At 66.9% G+C, this 18,266-nt stretch carries 23 protein-coding genes; 17 read left to right on the top strand and 6 right to left on the bottom strand.

Annotation, left to right across the window (positions count from 1 at the left end):
• Nucleotides 1-38: 38 nt before the first annotated feature.
• The 7 genes from BJK06_RS11095 (at nt 39) to BJK06_RS18605 (ending at nt 4,940) form a co-directional block, all read left to right on the top strand.
• The gene (locus BJK06_RS11095; protein ID WP_070419391.1) at nt 39-959 is read left to right on the top strand and encodes a helix-turn-helix transcriptional regulator; all 921 of its coding nucleotides are present in this window, start codon (nt 39-41) and stop codon (nt 957-959) included.
• Complete coding sequence (locus BJK06_RS18610; RefSeq protein WP_070417940.1) at nt 956-1,162, top strand: hypothetical protein; 207 nt, start codon at nt 956-958, stop codon at nt 1,160-1,162. The genes BJK06_RS11095 and BJK06_RS18610 overlap by 4 nt, the downstream gene beginning before the upstream one ends.
• Before the next feature lie 67 nt (nt 1,163-1,229).
• Entirely contained in the window at nt 1,230-2,252 is a 1,023-nt protein-coding gene (locus BJK06_RS11085; RefSeq protein WP_070417939.1) for a zinc-dependent alcohol dehydrogenase family protein, read from the top strand.
• Between the two features lie 319 nt (nt 2,253-2,571).
• Nucleotides 2,572-3,006 (top strand): cupin domain-containing protein, encoded by a 435-nt coding sequence (locus BJK06_RS11080; RefSeq protein WP_070417938.1) that lies wholly within the window; start codon nt 2,572-2,574, stop codon nt 3,004-3,006.
• Complete coding sequence (locus tag BJK06_RS11075) at nt 3,003-3,860, top strand: aldo/keto reductase (protein WP_070417937.1); 858 nt, start codon at nt 3,003-3,005, stop codon at nt 3,858-3,860. Before BJK06_RS11080 ends, BJK06_RS11075 begins: the two co-directional genes overlap by 4 nt.
• Before the next feature lie 136 nt (nt 3,861-3,996).
• On the top strand, nt 3,997-4,581 hold the full coding sequence (locus BJK06_RS18250) for a recombinase family protein (RefSeq protein ID WP_083295199.1): 585 nt from the start codon (nt 3,997-3,999) through the stop codon (nt 4,579-4,581).
• A gap of 158 nt (nt 4,582-4,739) precedes the next feature.
• Nucleotides 4,740-4,940 carry a hypothetical protein gene (locus tag BJK06_RS18605; protein ID WP_156794836.1) on the top strand — a complete coding sequence of 67 codons (201 nt, stop codon included), beginning with the start codon at nt 4,740-4,742 and terminating at the stop codon, nt 4,938-4,940.
• A gap of 126 nt (nt 4,941-5,066) precedes the next feature.
• Here BJK06_RS18605 and BJK06_RS11065 read toward each other — a convergent pair whose 3' ends face one another.
• Complete coding sequence (locus BJK06_RS11065; RefSeq protein ID WP_070419390.1) at nt 5,067-5,486, bottom strand: MerR family transcriptional regulator; 420 nt, start codon at nt 5,484-5,486, stop codon at nt 5,067-5,069.
• 89 nt (nt 5,487-5,575) lie between these two features.
• Between BJK06_RS11065 and BJK06_RS11060 the strand changes: the two genes are divergently transcribed.
• Nucleotides 5,576-6,559 (top strand): aldo/keto reductase, encoded by a 984-nt coding sequence (locus tag BJK06_RS11060; protein ID WP_070417935.1) that lies wholly within the window; start codon nt 5,576-5,578, stop codon nt 6,557-6,559.
• A gap of 147 nt (nt 6,560-6,706) precedes the next feature.
• Here the strand turns inward: BJK06_RS11060 and BJK06_RS11055 are convergent, their stop codons facing one another.
• The gene (locus BJK06_RS11055) at nt 6,707-7,033 is read right to left on the bottom strand and encodes a hypothetical protein (protein WP_070417934.1); all 327 of its coding nucleotides are present in this window, start codon (nt 7,031-7,033) and stop codon (nt 6,707-6,709) included.
• Nucleotides 7,034-7,303: 270 nt separating this feature from the next.
• On the opposite strand from BJK06_RS11055, the gene BJK06_RS11050 reads away from it, so the two are divergent.
• Nucleotides 7,304-7,555: a hypothetical protein gene (locus BJK06_RS11050; RefSeq protein WP_070417933.1), complete on the top strand. Its 252-nt coding sequence runs from the start codon at nt 7,304-7,306 to the stop codon at nt 7,553-7,555.
• Between the two features lie 48 nt (nt 7,556-7,603).
• Here BJK06_RS11050 and BJK06_RS11045 read toward each other — a convergent pair whose 3' ends face one another.
• A complete protein-coding gene (locus tag BJK06_RS11045) occupies nt 7,604-8,008 on the bottom strand; it encodes a MerR family transcriptional regulator (protein WP_070417932.1) in 405 nt (134 codons plus the stop codon).
• Nucleotides 8,009-8,097: 89 nt separating this feature from the next.
• Here BJK06_RS11045 and BJK06_RS11040 point away from each other — a divergent pair, with 89 nt between their 5' ends.
• Complete coding sequence (locus BJK06_RS11040) at nt 8,098-9,081, top strand: aldo/keto reductase (RefSeq protein ID WP_070417931.1); 984 nt, start codon at nt 8,098-8,100, stop codon at nt 9,079-9,081.
• A gap of 133 nt (nt 9,082-9,214) precedes the next feature.
• Here BJK06_RS11040 and BJK06_RS11035 read toward each other — a convergent pair whose 3' ends face one another.
• Both BJK06_RS11035 and BJK06_RS11030 read right to left on the bottom strand, forming a co-directional pair.
• On the bottom strand, nt 9,215-9,952 hold the full coding sequence (locus tag BJK06_RS11035; protein WP_070417930.1) for an SDR family oxidoreductase: 738 nt from the start codon (nt 9,950-9,952) through the stop codon (nt 9,215-9,217).
• 179 nt (nt 9,953-10,131) lie between these two features.
• Entirely contained in the window at nt 10,132-11,151 is a 1,020-nt protein-coding gene (locus BJK06_RS11030) for an aldehyde reductase (protein ID WP_070417929.1), read from the bottom strand.
• Between the two features lie 90 nt (nt 11,152-11,241).
• Between BJK06_RS11030 and BJK06_RS11025 the strand changes: the two genes are divergently transcribed.
• The 4 genes from BJK06_RS11025 (at nt 11,242) to BJK06_RS11010 (ending at nt 13,758) form a co-directional block, all read left to right on the top strand.
• Nucleotides 11,242-11,805: a TetR/AcrR family transcriptional regulator gene (locus tag BJK06_RS11025; protein WP_070419389.1), complete on the top strand. Its 564-nt coding sequence runs from the start codon at nt 11,242-11,244 to the stop codon at nt 11,803-11,805.
• A gap of 74 nt (nt 11,806-11,879) precedes the next feature.
• Complete coding sequence (locus BJK06_RS11020; protein ID WP_070417928.1) at nt 11,880-12,320, top strand: MerR family transcriptional regulator; 441 nt, start codon at nt 11,880-11,882, stop codon at nt 12,318-12,320.
• A complete protein-coding gene (locus tag BJK06_RS11015; protein ID WP_070417927.1) occupies nt 12,298-13,278 on the top strand; it encodes an aldo/keto reductase in 981 nt (326 codons plus the stop codon). The genes BJK06_RS11020 and BJK06_RS11015 overlap by 23 nt, the downstream gene beginning before the upstream one ends.
• Before the next feature lie 33 nt (nt 13,279-13,311).
• Entirely contained in the window at nt 13,312-13,758 is a 447-nt protein-coding gene (locus BJK06_RS11010; protein WP_070417926.1) for a GNAT family N-acetyltransferase, read from the top strand.
• Between the two features lie 17 nt (nt 13,759-13,775).
• Here the strand turns inward: BJK06_RS11010 and BJK06_RS11005 are convergent, their stop codons facing one another.
• Nucleotides 13,776-14,552 (bottom strand): arylamine N-acetyltransferase, encoded by a 777-nt coding sequence (locus BJK06_RS11005; RefSeq protein WP_070417925.1) that lies wholly within the window; start codon nt 14,550-14,552, stop codon nt 13,776-13,778.
• Between the two features lie 144 nt (nt 14,553-14,696).
• Between BJK06_RS11005 and BJK06_RS11000 the strand changes: the two genes are divergently transcribed.
• The 3 genes from BJK06_RS11000 to BJK06_RS10990 all read left to right on the top strand — a co-directional run bounded on the left by BJK06_RS11000 (nt 14,697) and on the right by BJK06_RS10990 (nt 18,231).
• Entirely contained in the window at nt 14,697-16,040 is a 1,344-nt protein-coding gene (locus BJK06_RS11000) for an NAD(P)/FAD-dependent oxidoreductase (protein WP_070417924.1), read from the top strand.
• Between the two features lie 37 nt (nt 16,041-16,077).
• On the top strand, nt 16,078-17,661 hold the full coding sequence (locus tag BJK06_RS10995) for a cytochrome b N-terminal domain-containing protein (protein ID WP_070417923.1): 1,584 nt from the start codon (nt 16,078-16,080) through the stop codon (nt 17,659-17,661).
• A gap of 129 nt (nt 17,662-17,790) precedes the next feature.
• The gene (locus BJK06_RS10990; RefSeq protein ID WP_070417922.1) at nt 17,791-18,231 is read left to right on the top strand and encodes a carboxymuconolactone decarboxylase family protein; all 441 of its coding nucleotides are present in this window, start codon (nt 17,791-17,793) and stop codon (nt 18,229-18,231) included.
• Nucleotides 18,232-18,266: the final 35 nt, after the last annotated feature.

Genomic DNA, 18,266 nt, shown 5'->3' with positions numbered 1-18,266 from the left:
CGTCCTCCGGGTCCGGCGCCGGTCGTAGCGTGGACGGCATGCAGAACAAGGACGAGGTCAAGGACTTCCTGACCTCACGTCGCGCGAAGGTCTCTCCGGAGCAGGTCGAACTGCCCGGAGGGACGAACCGCCGCGTGCCGGGGCTCCGGCGCACCGAGGTCGCGATGCTCGCCGGCGTGAGCGTCGAGTACTACGCGAAGCTCGAGCGGGGCAACCTCGTCGGGGCGTCGGAGTCGGTGCTCACGGCGATCGCCGATGCCCTGCTGCTGGACGACGCCGAGCGCGCGCACCTGTTCGACCTGGCTCGCGTCGCGAGCGCGTCGCCGATCCGGCGGAGCAGCCGGACCCCGGCCGCGACCGTCCGCCCGGGCATGCAGTGGGTGCTCGACGGCTTCACGGCCGGCCCGGCGTTCATCCGGAACGGCCGACTCGACGTCCTCGCCGAGAACCAGCTGTTCCGGGGCCTCTACTGGGACCTGTACGCCCTGCCGGAGCGCCCGGTGAACCTCGCTCGCTTCACCTACCTCCACCGCGACCTGTCGGAGGCGTTCTACCGGAACTGGTCCGCGGCGGCCGACATCAACGTCGGGATCCTCCGGACCGAGGCCGGGCGGAACCCGGACGACCGTGCCCTGCAGGACCTGATCGGCGAACTCTCCACGAAGAGCGACGAGTTCCGGACGCGCTGGGGCGCCCACGACGTCCGGCACCACGCGAACGGCAACAAGTTCTTCACCCACCCGGTCGTCGGCGACCTGCACATGGTCTACGAGGCCATGGAGCCGATGAGCGACCAGGGGCTGAACTTCCTGGCGTACTCGGCCGAGCCCGGTTCGCCCAGCGAGGAATCGCTCCGGCTCCTGGCGAGCTGGACCGCGACCCAGGAACTGCAGTCGGTGCGGGCCGGGTCGTCGGACCCGACCCGGGTCGACGGCGCCACCCAGCGGGGGACCCGGTGAACGGCACCAGCAGCGCGCCGACGGCGAGTTCCCCGACCCACCGGCGACCGACCCTGCGCGGGCGGATCCTGATGTGGTGGCAGACGACTGCCGAGATCACCGACCTCACCCGCGACCACGAGCGTGAACGTCGCGTCCGCGCCGAGGCCGCCGTCCGGCTCGCCCCGAACCCCGGCGGCATCGCGGACCTATTCCGCCGCTGATCCCGCCCGGACCACCCGGACCACCGATGGCGAGCACGCCGTCGGGACGACGAGAAGGAGCACTCCCATGCGAGGAGCAGTCATCACCGCACCCGGCACGGTCGAGGTCGTCGACCGTCCCCGGCCGACCATCGAACAGCCCACCGACGCCGTGATCAAGGTCGTCGCCGCCTGCGTGTGCGGGTCGGACCTCTGGCCGTACCGCGGCACCGACGCCGTCACCGAGCAGACGCCGATGGGGCACGAGTACGTCGGCGTCGTCGAGGAGATCGGCGACGACGTCCACTCGGTCGCGGTCGGCGACTTCGTCGTCGGGTCGTTCTGGGCCTCGGACAACACGTGCGAGATCTGCCGGTCGGGCTACCAGTCCTACTGCGTGCACCGCGTGCTGATGGGCACGATCGGCACCCAGGCGGAGTACGCGCGGATCCCGCTCGCGGACGGCACGCTCGTCGCGACGCCGGAGTACCCGGCCGCGGACAAGATCCCGTCGCTCCTCGCGGCGTCCGACGTCCTCGGCACCGGCTGGTTCGCCGCCGTCGCGGCCGAGGCCGGCCCGGGGAAGACCGTCGCGGTGGTCGGCGACGGTGCCGTCGGCCTGCTCGCCGTCCTCGCCGCGAAGCAGATGGGCGCGGAGCGGATCATCGCGATGTCGCGTCACGCGTCCCGTCAGGCGCTCGCCCGCGAGTTCGGCGCCACGGACGTCGTCGAGGAACGCGGTGACGCGGGGGTGGCACGCATCAAGGAGCTCACCGACGGCCTGGGTGCCCACTCGGTCGTCGAGGCAGTGGGCACGCAGGAGTCGATGATGCAGGCGATCGACGCCACGCGGCCGGGCGGCCACGTCGGGTTCGTCGGCGTCTCGCACGACGTCGAGATCGCCGGTGACGCGCTCTTCGGCGCCGGCGTCCACGTCCACGGCGGTGCTGCCCCGGTGCGGCAGTACCTCCCGGAACTGATCGACCTCATCTGGACGAACCGGATCGACCCCGGCAAGGTGTTCGACCTCGACCTCCCGCTCGAACAGGCAGCGGAGGGCTACCGGGCGATGGACGAGCGCCGCGCGATCAAGGCCCTGTTGCGCCCATGAGTCCTCCGATGAAGACAGCCGGACAAACGTTGCGTCGTCAGATGGCCCGTTCCGCGCGTTGGCCGGACGAGGAAAGGGTGTGGAGTGGGCTTGCCGCTTCCCTGAGGCCGTGAGCTCTCCTACGGCAACACCAGCGGTCTGCACGGATTCGATGGGGGACTCTTGACGGTCGTCGAGACCTGGTGCAGGCCCCATCTCCCTTCCGTGATCGCCGCTGGCCCGAGCCCGCCACCATCGAGGTCCTCCTACGCGACCCCGCCGACTAGAGCGCCCCGCCAACAAGAACTGAATCGCATCACCACAAGAAACGGAGCACCCCGTGACTGAAGTCAGCTTCGAGCAACCTTTCCCGACCGGCGATCCGAACGACGCGTTCGCGCAGTACTTCACGGGGCAGAGCTTCAACGCGCCCGTCGTCGATGGCGGCGTTCCAGTGAACAACATCACCTTCGAGCCTGCCTGCCGCAACAACTGGCACATCCACCACGGCACCAACGGCGGCGGCGACCAGGTACTGATCTGCACCGCTGGGTCCGGCTGGTATCAGGCAGAAGGCTCCGAGCCGATCAGCCTCACCCCTGGCACAGCCGTTCGCGTGCCCGCCGGCACCAAGCACTGGCACGGCGCGAAGGGCGATTCCTGGTTCTCGCACCTGGCGTTCATCACGCCCGGCGAGGACGTCAGCAATGAATGGCTCGAGCCCGTCACCGACGAGGTGTACGACGCCCTGCCGAAGAACGGAAACGCAGCATGAGCACTCTCACCGACACCTACACCCTCTCCAACGGCGTCGAGATCCCAAAGATCGGTCTCGGTACCTGGATGATGGACGACGACGAGGCCGAGCAGGCTGTCCGCGACGCCATCGGCGTCGGCTACCGCAACATTGACACCGCGCAGGCATACGGCAACGAGCACGGCGTCGGCAAGGGCGTCCGCGCCTCCGGCGGCGCCCGCGAGGACCTGTTCGTGTCCTCCAAGCTCGCCGCCGAGATCAAGGACCACGCCGCCGCCGTCAAGGCAATCGACGAGTCCCTGGCGAAGCTCGACATCGGCTACATCGACCTGATGCTCATCCACGCACCCCAGCCGTGGGACGACTTCCGCGGCGGCAACTACGCCGAGGGCAACCGCGCCGCATGGCGAGCCCTCGAAGAGGCACACCAGGCCGGCAAGATCCGCGCGATCGGTGTCTCGAACTTCCTCGAACAGGACGTGCAGAACATCCTCGACGGCGGCACCATCACCCCACACGTGAACCAGCTCCTCGTCCACGCCGGGAACACTCCCACAGATCTGCTCACGTTCTGCGCGGACAAGGGCATCCATGTCGAGGCGTATTCGCCCATCGCGCACGGCGAGATCCTCGACAACGCCGACCTGAAGGCGATGGCCGGCAAGTACGACGTGTCTGTCGCGCAGCTGTGCGTCCGCTACGTCGTGCAGCTCGGCACCGTCGCCCTGCCGAAGACCGCAAACGTTGAGCATATGCGCTCGAACGCCGAGGTCGACTTCATCATCTCCGACGAGGACATGGCCGTGTTGCAGCAGCTGCACGAACGCGACTACGGCGACTCCAGCGAATTCCCCGTTTACAGCGGCAGCTAGCCATTCGCTCCCGCGTGCCCCGCGCCGACAGTCATTCGTGCGAGACACGTGCGTTCCCGGAGGCCGCAGCTGCCGTCCGTTGAGCGATCGCGGTGCGAGACGAGGCGGACTCGGGAAGTCGGCGGATCCTCGCGCCATGAACGCTCTACTCATCGGGTACGCCCGCGTCTCAACCTACGAACAGGACCTCACCGCTCAACGCGTCGCGCTGGAACGGCTTGGAGTCCTCCCGCCCAACATCCACACCGATCATGGCCTGACTGGCACGAACAGATCACGACCGGGGCTGCGCGAAGCGCTTGCTTCCTGTCGTGACGGGGACACACTCGTCATCGCCAAGCTCGACCGGCTCGCACGAAGCCTCCGCGACGCGAAGGACATCGTCGACGAACTCACCGCCAAGAACGTCAAGCTCAACATCGGCGGCTCCGTCCACGACCCGAACGACCCCATTGGCCGGCTGCTGTTCAACGTCCTCGCGATGGTGGCCGAGTTCGAGTCCGACCTCATCCGCGCCCGAACGCGCGAAGGAATGCAGATCGCGAAAGCGAAAGGCCACCTCCGCGGCCGGCAACCCAAACTCAGCCCCGCGCAACAACGCCACCTCCTCGAGGTCCACGAAGCTGGCACGCACTCGGTCGCCGAACTCGCCGAGCTGTTCGGCATCGGACGCGCAACCGTCTACCGCTGCGTCAACCGACAAGCGCACCCCAACCGCTAAATCCTCAGCTCCGCTCTCAGACGCGGGCGTCCGAGAGCGGAGCCCCACCCGGGATCAAAACCATCGAGGGTCCCGCTTGGGGCTTCGAGCAAGCACGACCGGCTATCGGACGGGCTGTAATCAAGACCTCGCCGTCTGATGCTGGCTATGTTCGTCTCATGAGGAAGCCCAAGTTCTGGCGTCCGGCGAGCGTCGCAACCGCCTTCCTCGTGCTGGGTCTGGTGTGCCTACTGACGCCGATGCGGACCGTGACCACGACACACGGCTTCCCGACATGGATCCTCGGCATTTTCCTTCTCGCCGGCGGCGTGGGCTTATGGGTCGACGCACTGATTGGCCGAGCTCGAGATCGTGATTGAGTCGAAGCGGCCGGGAGCATCCGGCTGCTGCTCAGGGCCGGTCAGCTCTAACGTCGACGTCGCATCCACGTATCGGACGACCATCGTCATACGGCCCAATAGGCGATGGGCAAACGGACAGCGTCATCAGGCGGCCGATCGAGCCTTCCCGCTCGCACCTCTCGCGGCGATGGTCTGGCGATATGCGTCGATCTTCCGTTCCAACGCGGCCAGGTGTCGCTGAAGCTCTGTCTGCCGCTGAAGAACGACAGCGTGGTGCTCTTCGAGGAGCGCGAGCCGTTCGGTGTCGTCAGCGCCGGCCCGGTACGCGGCCGCATACTCGCGCATTTCCTGGACGTTCATTCCCGTGCCGCGAAGCATCACCGTTCCAGCGAGCCAGCTCAGTGCCGACGTGTCGTAGCGTCGCCACCCGTCCGAGCTTCGTGCTGGTGCTGGTGCGATGCCTTCCTTCTCGTAGTAGCGGATCGTGTCGACCGTGATGCCGAGCAGCTTCGCCGCAGCGCTGATCGTAATCGGCTCGCGGACGTGGACCTCGGGAAGCAGCATGATCCGAGTCTCCCACTTGACATGGTGCGCACACCAGGGTGGAAGGTCGTCATCGTCCGGGTCATCCCGGTGACGAACGGAGAACACGCATGCAGAAGATCCCTCTCGGCTCCCAAGGCCTCGTCACGTCCGCACTCGGGCTCGGATGCATGGGCATGAGCGCGTTCTACGGCGGTGCGACCGAAGCCGGCTCCGCCGCGACCATCCGTCGCGCGCTCGACCTCGGCATCACCCTCTTCGACACCGCGGAGGCATATGGGCCGTTCGAGAACGAGAAGCTCCTCGGCCAGGTGCTCGGCTCCGATCGAGACCGTGTAGTGGTGGCGTCGAAGTTCGCCACCGACTTCACCGACGACGGCCAGCCAATCGGTCTCGACGGCTCCCCAGAGCACGCACGACGGGCCATCGACCGGTCTCTCAGCCACCTCGGCACCGACCACGTCGACCTCTGGTACCTCCACCGGGCGGACCCGAACGTCCCGATCGAGGACACCGTCGGCGCGATGGCTGAAGCCGTGACCGCTGGTAAGGCCCGCTACATCGGCGTCTCCGAGACGTCAGCCGAGACCCTGCGCCGGGCGCACGCGACGTTCCCGATCACGGCGATCCAGTCCGAGTACAGCCTCTTCGAGCGCGACGCCGAGCACAACGGCGTCCTCGCCACCGCTTCAGAGCTCGGGATCGGGTTCGTGCCCTTCTCGCCGCTCGGCCGCGGGTTCCTCTCCGGCACCGTCACCCGCAAGGACGACCTCCCCGAGGGGGACGCCCGGCGGAACCTGCCCCGGTTCTCCGACGAGGCGATCGATGCGAACCTCCGCGTCGTCGACGCCCTCAAGGTCATCGCTGACGAGAAAGGCGTCACGACTGCGCAGCTCGCGCTCGCGTGGCTGGTTCAGGCTGGCACCGTCCCGATCCCCGGGACCACGAAGCCGTCCCGGGTCGAGGAGAACGCCGCCGCTGTCGACGTCGTCCTCACGACCGGCGATCTCGAACGCATCGCAGCGGCCTCGCCTCACGGCGTGGCCGTCGGAACCCGCAACACCGAAGCAGGCATGGCCCGCGACCGCGGCTGACCCGAACGGAACGCCCCGCAGCACCAGCTCGGCAGCGGAGGGACTTTCGCGTCCGATAGCCGATCAGCTGCTGGTGCACCAACGGCTAGGGATGCGGCCGTGCCACCTGTCGTGGCCGGTGCGTCAGCACCGGATCAGACGCAGGTCTCAGTCCTGTGCGTTAGGGCGCCCTGGTCTTGACTCGGGGATATGCGGGTCCATGTACGTGTCGAGGGCAAGCAGCTCTATATCGACAGGTTCTGGGTGCTCGACCATGCTCTCGTACTCGTCGTCGGAGCGATTGACAGTTTCGAAGCGCGCGGGCGCGGTCGGGGTGACGAGCACGGAGACAAGCCCATGGCCGACTGTGTCGAACTCGACGAACGTCGGCGCCGTTCGAGCTGCATCCTGGATTGCCGCCTTGAGGGCGTCAACGTCTTGGCCGGGATCGAGAAAAAATATCTGACCGTCGATACGAATTTTTGTGACGAGCAAGCGCCCTCCTAGGCAGACCTCAACGTAAACACGTCTGCTGGTGTCGCGTAGGGGGTTGACCGCTCCCTTACGGGCCCAGGTCAGCTGAGGTGTGGAAGTGACGAGGGTGGGCTATCGGCAGATCGGCGCGTGCCAAGAAGTGAGTTCGAGCTTCGAAAAGTTGCGCGGCACTATCGAAGCTCGACGACGGGTCTCTGATAGGCGTCTCAATAGCCGATCGGCTACCGGACATCGTCTGACAGCTAGAACCCATCCCATAGGGTCACGTACATGACCGAGATGAAGCGGCGCAGCATCCTCGAACGAATCGTTGGGAAGCCCCTCCCGTGGCTTGCGTGGACCTGGGCCGCTCTGGCTGTGATTTGGATCGTTCTGGCCATCGTCGACCCGTCCGGATTCCACACGTTCATGGCGATCACGTGGTCAGTTCTCGCCATCGTCCAACTCAGTGCCGCCTACTACGCCCGCAAGCAGGAGCACGGGCGAGCTCCGACAGCCGAAGCCGACACCGCTGCCCACTGATTCCACGTCTATGCCGCGTCCGGGAGCCGATGGTCGACCGGGCAGAGGTCATGCCGCCGATCGGCCGGTCGCGGCAATGGTCTCGCGGTACGCCTCGATCTTCCGTTCCAGCGCCGCGAGGTGCAGCTGCACCTCCGCCTGCCGAGCGAGGACGGTCGCATGATGCTGCTCGAGGAGCGCGAGCCGTGCGACATCATCAGCGCCAGCCCTGTACGCGGACGCGTACTCGCGCATCTCCTGCACGCTCATCCCGGTCCCGCGGAGCATCACCGTCCCGGCGAGCCAGCTCAGCGCAGCCGTGTCGTAACGGCGCCACCCGTGCTGCCCACGATCAGGAGCCGGCGCGATGCCTTCCTTCTCGTAGTAACGGATCGTGTCGACGGTGATGCCGAGCAACTCTGCCGCAGCGCTGATCGTGACCGGCTCATCGACGTGGACCTCCGGGAGCAGCATGGGTCGAGTCTCCCACCTGACATGGTGTGCGCACCAGGGTGGAGGGTCGTCATCGTCCGGGTGATCCCGGCGACGAACGGAGAACACGCATGCAGCAGATCCCTCTCGGCTCCCAGGGCCTCGTCACGTCCGCCCTCGGTCTCGGGTGCATGGGCATGAGTGCCTTCTACGGCGGCGCCACCGAGACCGGCTCCGTCGAGACCATCCGACGAGCCCTCGACCTCGGGATCACCCTGTTCGACACCGCAGAAGCGTACGGACCGTTCGAGAACGAGAAACTGCTCGGCCGGGTCCTCGGTGCCGACCGGGAACAAGTAGTCATCGCTTCGAAGTTCGCCACGGACTTCACCGACGACGGCACACCAATCGGCCTCGACGGCTCCCCGGGACATGCACGCCGCGCGATCGACCGGTCCCTCAGCCACCTCGGCACCGACCACGTCGACCTCTGGTACCTGCACCGGGCAGACCCGACCGTCCCGATCGAGGACACCATCGGCGCGATGGCTGAAGCCGTGACCGCCGGAAAAGCGCGCTACATCGGGGTCTCCGAGACCTCGGCCGAGACCCTGCGCCGTGCGCACGCGACGTTCCCGATCACGGCGATCCAGTCCGAGTACAGCCTGTTCGAGCGCGACGCCGAACACAACGGCGTCCTCGACACTGCCCGCGAGCTCGGCATCGGGTTCGTGTCCTTCTCGCCGCTGGGCCGCGGGTTCCTCTCCGGCACCCTCACCCGCAAGGACGACCTCCCCGAGGGCGACGCACGGCGAAACCTCCCCCGGTTCTCAGACGAGGCGATCAACGCGAACCTCCGCGTCGTTTCGGCACTGAAGGTCATCGCTGACGAGAAGGGAGTCACGACCGCGCAGCTGGCGCTCGCGTGGCTGATGCAGGTCGGCACCGTCCCGATCCCCGGCACCACGAAGGCGTACAGGATCGAGGAAAACGTCGCCGCCGCCGACGTCGTCCTCACCACGAGCGACCTCGCCCGGATCGAAGCTGCATCCCCGCACGGCGTCGCAGTCGGTACTCGCAACACCGAAGCAGGAATGGCACGCGACCGCGGCTGAGCTGAACGGAACGCCCCGCAGCACCAGCAGGTCCAACGGGGCGTCCATCGCGTCCGATATCCGATCCTTCACCGGACGTGCAGCATCCAGTGCTCCGCTTCCGGACGAGAGTAAGCCAGGTCGCGATTTGCCCTCAGTGAGCGAGTGGGATGTTGGGGACTGGGTACTTCTTGTTCCCGACTTGATGCCGGCCGCGCGGAACCATCAGGTCAATCGGCCCGGTGCGCGGGACGGTCACGACTTCACGATCGTCGCCTGCTGCGGCCAGCGTTCCGCGAAGAAGTTCGTCGAAGAAGTAGCGCTCCGGTCCAGCCAGGTCGATCTCACGATCAGACGGTTCCGGGTCGTGCGCGGTCGTCGCGAGGAGGTCCACAACCTCGGAGAGGTCGACTGGCTGGATGAGTGAGCGCTCCGCGATCACCCGTCCGTCGACGGTGTGCTGGTCTGCCAGCACCGGGACCCAGGAGTGGAACTGGGTCGTACGGACGATCGTCGCGGGTACCGTTGCTGACTTCAACAACCGCTCCTGGGCGACCTTGCCGCGCCAGTACCCGTTGTCCGGTCCGTCCTCCTCACCGACACCGACGATCGACAGCAGGACATGATGCCGAACCCCTGCCCGGTTCCCGGCACGCACCAGGTTCCGGGTCGTCGTCTCGAAGAACGCCGTCGCCTCGTCGTCGAAGCGCGCGATGTTGAGCGTGTTCACGATCGTGTCCACTCCGACCAGCGCGGCGTCCAGCCCGTCGCCCGTCGTCGCGTCCACGCCATTGGCGCGACTGCCGATGACTACCTCAACGCCCTCCTCCTTCAGCACCCCAGCGACTTCCGCTCCCACCTGGCCACGACCGCCCGCGATGAAGACCCTCATGTTCACCCTTCTTCTGTCTTTGACGAGATCTCGCCGAGGGCTTGACGACGGACAGCACCGACTTGTGAGGCGACCAAATGCCTCGCGCCGCTGACGGTCCTGGCACCGCCACCGCGTGAGACCAGTGCGAGCCCGCCACATCGAGTTACGGCAGGCGCCCTTCTAGGACCGCGTGAGCGTCATCGACGACTTGGCTCGTCCTTGCCGACGAGGCCGAGTTCCACGAGGGACATCGCAGTGTCGAGCAGCGTCTCGCGCACGGGGCGCGGCTCCCAGCCGAGGACGTTCTTGGCTTTGGTGTTGCTGATGACGGGCGCAACCGAGCTGTCCGATCCGTCGCTGCTGGCGGCTGCTTCGGTCAATGGAACGTGTGAGGCGAGGGAGCCGAGCTCCTCGTGGAGCAGGACAGCGACATCGCGGAAGCTCACGGATGGTCCGTCCGCGACTGCCAGGAACCGCTCCCCCGCCCCTTCTGAGCGCGTCATCGCTGCAAGGTGGAGCACAGCAGCGTCGCGCACATCAACAACGCCGAACGACTGTGCCGGCAGGCTCTCCATCGAACCGTCAAGCATCGCCTTGATGAACGCGACTGACGTCGACAGCTTCGTGCTCAGCGTCGGGCCAAAGATGCCCACGGGGTTCACGACCGAGAGCTCCAGCCCCTCCCCTTGCTGAGCAACGAAGTCCCACGCGGCTCGCTCGGCGACGACCTTCGACTTGATGTAGGGCTGCAGGTCATCCTCGGGGTTGGTCCAGTCGCTTTCAGTGAAGCTCGGAACAGCTTTGTGTGAGTACCCGACGGCTGCGAACGAGGACGTCATCACGACTCGCTCAACGCTGGCATCGCGAGCAGCCGCGAGGACGCGGAGTGCTCCGTCTCGTGCCGGCACGATCACGTCATCCTCGTGCTGCGGGGTGTCGCCGGGGAAGGGAGAAGCGACGTGCATCACGTACCGCGCCCCGGACATGGCCTCGGTCCAACCGTTGTCGGAGCTCAAGTCGGCGTACGCGAGATCGAGCCTGTCGGCAGACAGCACCCCTGCACGGTCGAGATCCTCGCGCAGCGCCGCTCCTCGGGCTGCGCTGCGGACGGTGGCGCGAACGCTGTAGCCCTGGTCGAGTAGCGCCGCGGTGATGTGCGCGCCGAGGTAGCCGTTCGCGCCGGTGACCAGCACGGTGGCGTCTGGGTTGGTCGTCATGTTCGATCCGTTCTCGTGGAAGTACAGTGGTAAGCGGAACGCGTTCCGGAACAGCGTAAACGGAAAGCGTTCCGTTTGGAAGGGGTGGGGATGAGCGATCGGAACGGCCTTCGCGCGGATGCCGTGCGCAACCGGGCGCGCGTGCTCGATGCAGCAGTGCAGTTGGTATCCATGCAAGGCGCGGACGTGCCGTTCACCGCGATCGCAGCCGCGGCGGGCGTCGGTGTCGGGACCGTCTACCGGCACTTCCCCTCGCGCATCGCCCTGGTCGAAGCTGTGTACCGGAATGAGCTCGACGCTGTCTGCGATGCTGCTGCGCACCTCGCAGCGAACGAGGAACCGGCGACTGCCCTTCGTGAGTGGTTGGACCGGTTTGTCGACTACTTGGCTACGAAAGCCGGTCTGAGCTCGGCGTTGACGGCTGCGATTGCGGGCGGCGCCCAGCCGTTTGAGCACAGCCGCGGCCGTCTGAACGATGCGCTGCAGGTGCTGCTGGCTGCGCTGGAACGAGCCGAACGGCTGCGTGACGGTGTGGCCTCGGACGACGTGCTGCTGTTGGTGGCAGGGACAGCGGTGGCTTCGGAGACGAGCGGCACGGACCGCCGGCAGCGTGATCGTGTACTGGATCTCGTCGTCGCCGCTGTGGTGGCGTAGGTCGTCCGCCGGTGAGCGGGCGGACCGTGACGAGCGCTTGACCTGGAGCGCACTCCGGGTGTGAGCATGAGGCCATGCGCGAAGTTCCCCTCCCCGAAGTCGATGCAGCCGTCCCACCGGACGGGCTGAGCATCGGGCAGGCCGCGGCCGCGCTGGGTCTCCCGATGGAGACCCTGCGGTACTACGACCGGGCTGGCCTGATGCTCGACCCGACGCCGCGGACACCGTCCGGGCAGCGCCGGTACCACCAACCCGACCTCGACTGGGTCGGCGGGTTGGTGATGCTGCGCGAGACCGGCATGTCGATCGCCGACATCCGCGGGATCGCTGAACTCAGTCGACGGCCCGGCACGGAAGAGGACCGGCTCCGGTTCTTCGAGGACCACCGGCAGCACGTCCTCGAAGACCTCGCACGGACGCAGCGGCACCTCGCCGCGATCGAACAGAAAATTGCCACCTACCGGGCGATCGTCGAGAAAGGAACCCCTGCAAATGCAGACACGACAGCTCGGTGACGGACTGACCGTCTCCACGATCGGTCTCGGCGCGATGGGCATGAACGCCTTCTACGGCCCGAGCGATGAGCAGGAGTCGATCGCGACGCTGCAGCACGCGGTCGAGATCGGTGTCACGTTCATCGACACCGCCGAGGCGTACGGACCGTTCACGAACGAGCAGCTGATCGGCCGCGCCCTGGGGTCTCGTCGCGACGAGATCACGATCGCGACGAAGGCATCAGCGGAGACCGACGACGACGGCACCGTCCACGGCCGCAACGGCAGCCCCGAGTACATCCGACGCGCCTGCGACCGGTCCCTCCGGCACCTTGGCATGGACACCATCGATCTGTACTACCTCCACCGCGCCGACCCTGCGGTACCGATCGAGGACAGCGTCGGTGCGATGGCGGACCTGGTCGCAGCGGGGAAGGTGCGACACATCGGCCTCTCAGAAGTCGCCGCGTCCACGCTCCGCCGCGCTCACAGCGTTCACCCGATTGCTGCAGTGCAATCGGAGTTCTCCCTGTTCTCCCGGGACGTGCTGCACAACGAGGAGAAGGCGACCGCTGACGAACTCGGCATCGGCTTCGTGGCCTTCTCCCCGCTCGGACGCGGGGTCCTCACCGAGGGCGTCCGCAGCCTGGACGATCTGGCGCCGGACGACGCCCGGCGAGGTCTCCCGCGCTTCCAGCCCGCAGCGTTCGCTGCAAACCGGCGGCTCGTCGCACGCGTCGAGCGGGTAGCCAGCGAGATCGGTGCGACGACCGCGCAGGTGGCCCTCGCGTGGCTCCTCGCCGAGGGCGCTGTACCCATCCCTGGAACACGTCGCCGCTCCCGCCTCGACGAGAACGCGGCAGCCGCAGGTATTCGGCTCACCGACGCACAGCGAAGCGCGCTCGTCGACGCGATCCCGGCCGAGGACGTCATCGGTTCACGGGACGGTGTCGACGCGCCAATCGGCATCGACCGCTGACGTGAACATTCTCCCGAACGGCATGATCGGCCCATGAGCTACCGCACAATCCGTCCCGAGGATCTCCCGCTGCTGTTCCGTCTGGAACGGGCGTACATGCAGGAGGTTGAGCCGGACAGTGTCGCCGGATGGACGAATGCTTTGGACCGGAATCTCGAGCTGTGGATCGATTGCTTGCCCACCAGCGGCGCGATCACGGACGCGGATGGCATGGTCACCGGTTTGGCCGTCTGGCAACTGCAGCCCGCCGTCGCGACACTCGTCGCCGTGCACGTGGTGCCCGAGCGGCGGGGCGCCGGTGTCGGCGGCCGCCTCTTGGAAGGGTTCGTCAGTGCAGCGACCGCTGGCGGTGCACCGACGGCCGCGCTCGGCGTCCACGAGTCGAATACTCGCGCTGAACGGCTCTACACGTCCCACGGGTTTCGCCACATCGGATCGGACGGTGCGTACCGCCTTTTCGAACGCAGCCTCACCAGCTGATCAAGCAGCACGCCGAGTCAACGAGATCGACCGCACAAACACCGCTCTTCCCGAGCGGAGGGCACGACACCGAATCGCTCGCGTATCGCTTGCGGGGCTTGGCCCGGCGCGAGCAGCACATCCGTGCGCGCCGTCCCGTTCGTCTCGATGAGGTGATCGCCGATGAGGGTCGTCCGTCCGCGTTGCCGACGAATTGAGAAGACAGGTGCATCGGCGCCAACCCGCCGGCCGAGCGTGTCGGAACGGACAAGAGCGTCGAAGCGGAGGGTGTCGTCAAGACCTCGAGCGGATGCCACCGTGTAGCGAGGACCGTCCGATCCTCGGACGCCGAGCTCGCCATTGAGCATGTGGATCTCAAAGCCGTCGATCGAACCTCTCTGCTGTTGCCTGTCCTGGAGGCGCAGTGGTTCGTCGGCGCCGGCTCCGGACACATCTACCAGGTACGGGTCCGCCCCGAGGCGCACGGTGAGAGCCAATCGGGGAATCCCGCGGGCGCTGGGGAGTCGGTTCGGGGTGACGGTGAGCGGGGTGACGGTGAAGCCGAGGCCGACCAGCAGCATCGCGAACGCCAGGTTCAGTTGCGTCGCGGGTGCACCGCGCCGCTGCTGGGTGATGCGGTCGAGGAGCCCGGGCAAGGAGCCGGCTGCGTCCTCGCATCCGCCGAGTTCCTCGAGCGGAACCGTCGCGAGGTGTGTGCGGTGCAGTGTCTGGAGGCTCCTGAGGTCCGCGAAGGGGACGTAGTCAATGGCGAGCCTGTGGAGGTAGTCGTCGACGACCGTTGTGGGCGTGTCCATCGGGTTCGCTCCTGTCTGATGGTCTCCCCTCTGTGACGACGCCAGCACGGTGAGCGTGATGGCCGAGCGGCGATTCCGGTGATGACTCACATAAGCGTGAGCTGCGCCGTCAGACCTTTGACTGGACAGGAAGAAGGTCGCACCGTGAAGGACATCGTCATCGTCGGCGGCGGGTACGCCGGGTTCTACACCGCGTGGAAGCTGGAGAAGAAGCTCCGCCGCGGCGAAGCGCGCGTCACCGTCATCGATCCACGTCCCTACATGACGTACCAGCCGTTCCTCCCCGAGGTGACTGCCGGCTCCGTCGAAGCGCGCCACGTCGCCGTTTCCCTCCGTAGCCACCTCCGCAGGACCCGACTGATCGCCGGCGCGGTAACGAACATCGATCACGCCGCCCGGACCGTCACCGTGACACCGAAGGACGGCGAGCCGTTCCCGGTGCGATACGACACCATCGTCGTGACCGCCGGGGCAGTCACGCGGAAGTTCCCCATCCCCGGGCTCGTCGATGAAGCAATCGGGATGAAGCAGGTCGAGGAAGCCGTCGCGATCCGCGACCACATCCTCACCGCCTTCGACCGCGCCTCGGTCCTCCCCCCGGGGCCCGAGCGGCAGAAGCTGCTCACCGTGACGTTCGTTGGAGGTGGCTTCTCCGGCGTGGAAGGCTTCGGCGAAACCCTCGCCCTCGCGACCGCGCTGCTGAAGTCGTACCCGGAGCTGAGCATGGCCGACATCTCGTTCCACCTCGTCGAAGCGCAGGGACGGATCCTGCCCGAGGTCACCGACGAACCCGGCAGGTGGGTCGTCCGACACCTCGAACGACGAGGCGGTCACGTTCACCTGAACACGCAGATGCTCTCCGCCGTCGGCGGCCGCGTGGTCCTCTCGACCGGCGAGGAGTACGACTCCGGCCTCATCGTCTGGGTTGCCGGTAACGCAGCGAACCCCGTCGTGGAGCGCCATACTGACCTGCCACTGACCGCCCGCGGGTCGGTCCGCGTTCGTGCAGACCTGCGCGTGGAGGGCGACGACGGGATCGTTCCGGACGCATGGGCCGCGGGCGATGACGCAGCCGTACCGGACCTTGCCGCCCCGAAGCCGGGGGCACTCACGGTCCCGAACGCTCAGCACGCCGTCCGACAGGGCAAGCGGCTCGCGAAGAACCTCGTCGCAACGCTCCGCGGCGAAGCACCCCGTGACTACGTGCACCACAACCTGGGTGTCGTCGCGACTCTTGGCCTCGGACACGGGATCTTCCAGTACAAGCGCATCGTCATCACGGGCTTTCCCGCGTGGGTCATGCACCGCGGTTACCACGTGCTCGCCGTTCCGACATGGGAGCGGAAGTTCCGTGTCCTTCTGGTCTGGATCAGCGCTGTCTTCGCGGGCCGCGACATCGCCTCCCTCGGCTCCATCACCGAGCCTCGCCGAGCGTTCGTGACCGGTGGTGTCCCCGACACCGTCCCGGGAGCGACCGATGCCCGTTGATCGTCGAACCCGACCATCCCGCCGGTCCCTAGCGGCCGTGGTCGCGGACACCACGCTCGGACGGCTGTCCGCCGCGGCCCTCATCTGGATGCGGCACCGCCCGGTACCGCTGCATTGGACCAGCTTGTTCGGCGTCGCGACCGCAGCGATCGCAATGGTCTATCTCGGCACAGGATTCGTCATGGGGTTCCTGTTCAATGCGTCCACCGAAGAAGTCGTCTACCACGGGTTGTACGCACCCCTCGACGGTCACAGTGTCTCCGCGGCGTACGCGTCGGAGCTGCGGCTGGCCTTCGACGTGCATGGCGGTATGCTGCTGCGCCAACTGCACCACTGGTCGATGCAGCTCCTCCCGGCGACGATCATCATGCAGATGCTCGTCACCTTCTTCACCGGCGGGTTCCGCAAGCCGCGCCGCACGCGCTGGGTTCTGCTGTTCCTCCTGTACGTCGTCGCCCTCGCCGGCGGATGGAGCGGTTACGGGCTACCGGACGACATGCTCTCCGGCAGCGGACTCCGCATCGTCGAAGGCGTCGCTCTTGGCATCCCACTGATCGGAACGGACGTCGCCGGGCTCCTATTCGGGGGCCCGTTCCCCGGCCGAATCATCGAGACACTCGCCGTCATCCACTTCGGCGTCGTCCCGATCGCCATGGCCCTGCTGCTCACTGTCCAAGCCGTCGTCGCCCTCGCGGAACCACCAGCTCAGTTCCCCGCTCCCGGCAGGTCGGAAGCGACGACGACGGGGGTGGCGCTCTGGCCCAACGGGCTGATCCGGCTCGGCGGCTTCTTCATCATTGTGGTGGGGATCCTGGTCGTCATCGCGACGACGGTGACGATCAATCCGGTGTGGGAGTACGGCCCGTCCGACCCCGGCAACGCAACCGCGGGGTCGCAACCGGACTGGTACACGGCCTTCCTTGACGGTGCCCTTCGCCTCGTGCCACCCGGATGGGAGATCGTCATCCTCGGACGAACCGTGACACTCGCCGTCGTCGTCCCGTTGCTCGCGATCGGCGCCTTCATGGTCCTCGTACTGCTGTACCCATTCCTCGAGCAGTGGGTCGCGGCCGACGCGCGCGATCACCACCTGGTGCAGCGACCACGCGACACCCCGACACGCACGGCCATCGGCGCTGCCGGCATGACCTTCTACGGCATCCTCTGGGCAGCCGGCAGCGCGGACGTTCTCGCGCACCAATTCCAACTGGCACTCGAGACCGTCATCCACACCGAGCAGACGCTGCTGATCGTCGGACCGCTCATCGCATTCGCGCTCGCCCGCCGGACCGCGCTCGCACTCCAGCGCAAGGATCGCGAAGCGCTCCTCCACGGCTACGAAACGGGACGCATCGTCCGACTCCCCGACGGCGACCACATCGAAGTCCACGCATCGATCAGCGCCGAAGAGCAATGGCGCATCCTCGCCGCCGAACGGCCCGAACCGGTCATCCTGCAGCCCAGAGCAGACGGCCGCACCACCACCGCGATGCGAATCCGTACTCAGTTGAACCACTTCTTCTTCACGGACCGCCTCGCGCCGCTACCCCCAGTCGATGCAGAACACGCCGCGCCTGTCGCCGCCGGTGACGCCACGCAAGCTCCGGTCGTCAAAGCATGACGATGCTCACTTCCCCAGCACAACCTCACACCGAGTAGACGCACGTCGTCACAGCAACAGACACCCGCACAGCGACGGATCTCGGGGCGTCGCTGTGCGGCGTCGTTCGACAATCAAAGGAGCACAAGGATGCAGCACGTGAACATCGGCAAGCACGCGCCGAAGAACTACGAAACGCTCATGGCTTTGACGGGCCAGGCCGAACACGATGCCGCCGACGCGGGACTGGACAAGAAGCTCGTGGAGCTGGTGAAGATCCGCGCCTCGCAGCTGAACGGGTGCGCGTTCTGCCTCCGGATGCACGTCCGCGACGCCATCGCCGCCGGCGAGACCGCCGATCGGCTTGCCGTCGTCGCGGCCTGGTGGGAATCGCAGTACTTCTCCCCCGAGGAGCAGGCCGCGCTCCTGATCGCGGAGCAGATCACCGGCATCGGCGACCAGCACGTGACGCGCCGGCCGGAGGTGGCACCGCTATCCGACGAGCAGGTATCCGCTATCACCTGGGTTGCGATCGTCATCAACGCCTGGAACCGGGTCGCGATCACCAGCCACTACCCGGTAGCCCCCTGACCTGACACCAAGAGGAAGGCCGGGTGCAACTCCTT

This window comes from Curtobacterium sp. BH-2-1-1, assembly GCF_001806325.1.
Classification (GTDB): domain Bacteria; phylum Actinomycetota; class Actinomycetes; order Actinomycetales; family Microbacteriaceae; genus Curtobacterium.
Note: the sequence above shows the minus strand (reverse complement) of the source record. Positions and strands in the feature narration are given on the sequence as shown.

What these genes read in the sequence shown, in the direction of transcription:
- BJK06_RS18605 (WP_156794836.1), top strand. Translation starts at nt 4,740, where the DNA reads ATGAGGAAGCCCAAGTTCTGGCGTCCGGCGAGCGTCGCAACCGCCTTC.
- BJK06_RS11095 (WP_070419391.1), top strand. Translation starts at nt 39, where the DNA reads ATGCAGAACAAGGACGAGGTCAAGGACTTCCTGACCTCACGTCGCGCG.
- BJK06_RS11085 (WP_070417939.1), top strand. Translation starts at nt 1,230, where the DNA reads ATGCGAGGAGCAGTCATCACCGCACCCGGCACGGTCGAGGTCGTCGAC.
- BJK06_RS11010 (WP_070417926.1), top strand. Translation starts at nt 13,312, where the DNA reads ATGAGCTACCGCACAATCCGTCCCGAGGATCTCCCGCTGCTGTTCCGT.
- BJK06_RS11035 (WP_070417930.1), bottom strand. Translation starts at nt 9,952, where the DNA reads ATGAGGGTCTTCATCGCGGGCGGTCGTGGCCAGGTGGGAGCGGAAGTC.
- BJK06_RS11025 (WP_070419389.1), top strand. Translation starts at nt 11,242, where the DNA reads ATGAGCGATCGGAACGGCCTTCGCGCGGATGCCGTGCGCAACCGGGCG.
- BJK06_RS18250 (WP_083295199.1), top strand. Translation starts at nt 3,997, where the DNA reads ATGAACGCTCTACTCATCGGGTACGCCCGCGTCTCAACCTACGAACAG.
- BJK06_RS11065 (WP_070419390.1), bottom strand. Translation starts at nt 5,486, where the DNA reads ATGCTGCTTCCCGAGGTCCACGTCCGCGAGCCGATTACGATCAGCGCT.
- BJK06_RS11020 (WP_070417928.1), top strand. Translation starts at nt 11,880, where the DNA reads ATGCGCGAAGTTCCCCTCCCCGAAGTCGATGCAGCCGTCCCACCGGAC.
- BJK06_RS11005 (WP_070417925.1), bottom strand. Translation starts at nt 14,552, where the DNA reads ATGGACACGCCCACAACGGTCGTCGACGACTACCTCCACAGGCTCGCC.
- BJK06_RS10990 (WP_070417922.1), top strand. Translation starts at nt 17,791, where the DNA reads ATGCAGCACGTGAACATCGGCAAGCACGCGCCGAAGAACTACGAAACG.
- BJK06_RS11075 (WP_070417937.1), top strand. Translation starts at nt 3,003, where the DNA reads ATGAGCACTCTCACCGACACCTACACCCTCTCCAACGGCGTCGAGATC.
- BJK06_RS11050 (WP_070417933.1), top strand. Translation starts at nt 7,304, where the DNA reads ATGACCGAGATGAAGCGGCGCAGCATCCTCGAACGAATCGTTGGGAAG.
- BJK06_RS11030 (WP_070417929.1), bottom strand. Translation starts at nt 11,151, where the DNA reads ATGACGACCAACCCAGACGCCACCGTGCTGGTCACCGGCGCGAACGGC.
- BJK06_RS11045 (WP_070417932.1), bottom strand. Translation starts at nt 8,008, where the DNA reads ATGCTGCTCCCGGAGGTCCACGTCGATGAGCCGGTCACGATCAGCGCT.
- BJK06_RS11015 (WP_070417927.1), top strand. Translation starts at nt 12,298, where the DNA reads ATGCAGACACGACAGCTCGGTGACGGACTGACCGTCTCCACGATCGGT.
- BJK06_RS11040 (WP_070417931.1), top strand. Translation starts at nt 8,098, where the DNA reads ATGCAGCAGATCCCTCTCGGCTCCCAGGGCCTCGTCACGTCCGCCCTC.
- BJK06_RS11060 (WP_070417935.1), top strand. Translation starts at nt 5,576, where the DNA reads ATGCAGAAGATCCCTCTCGGCTCCCAAGGCCTCGTCACGTCCGCACTC.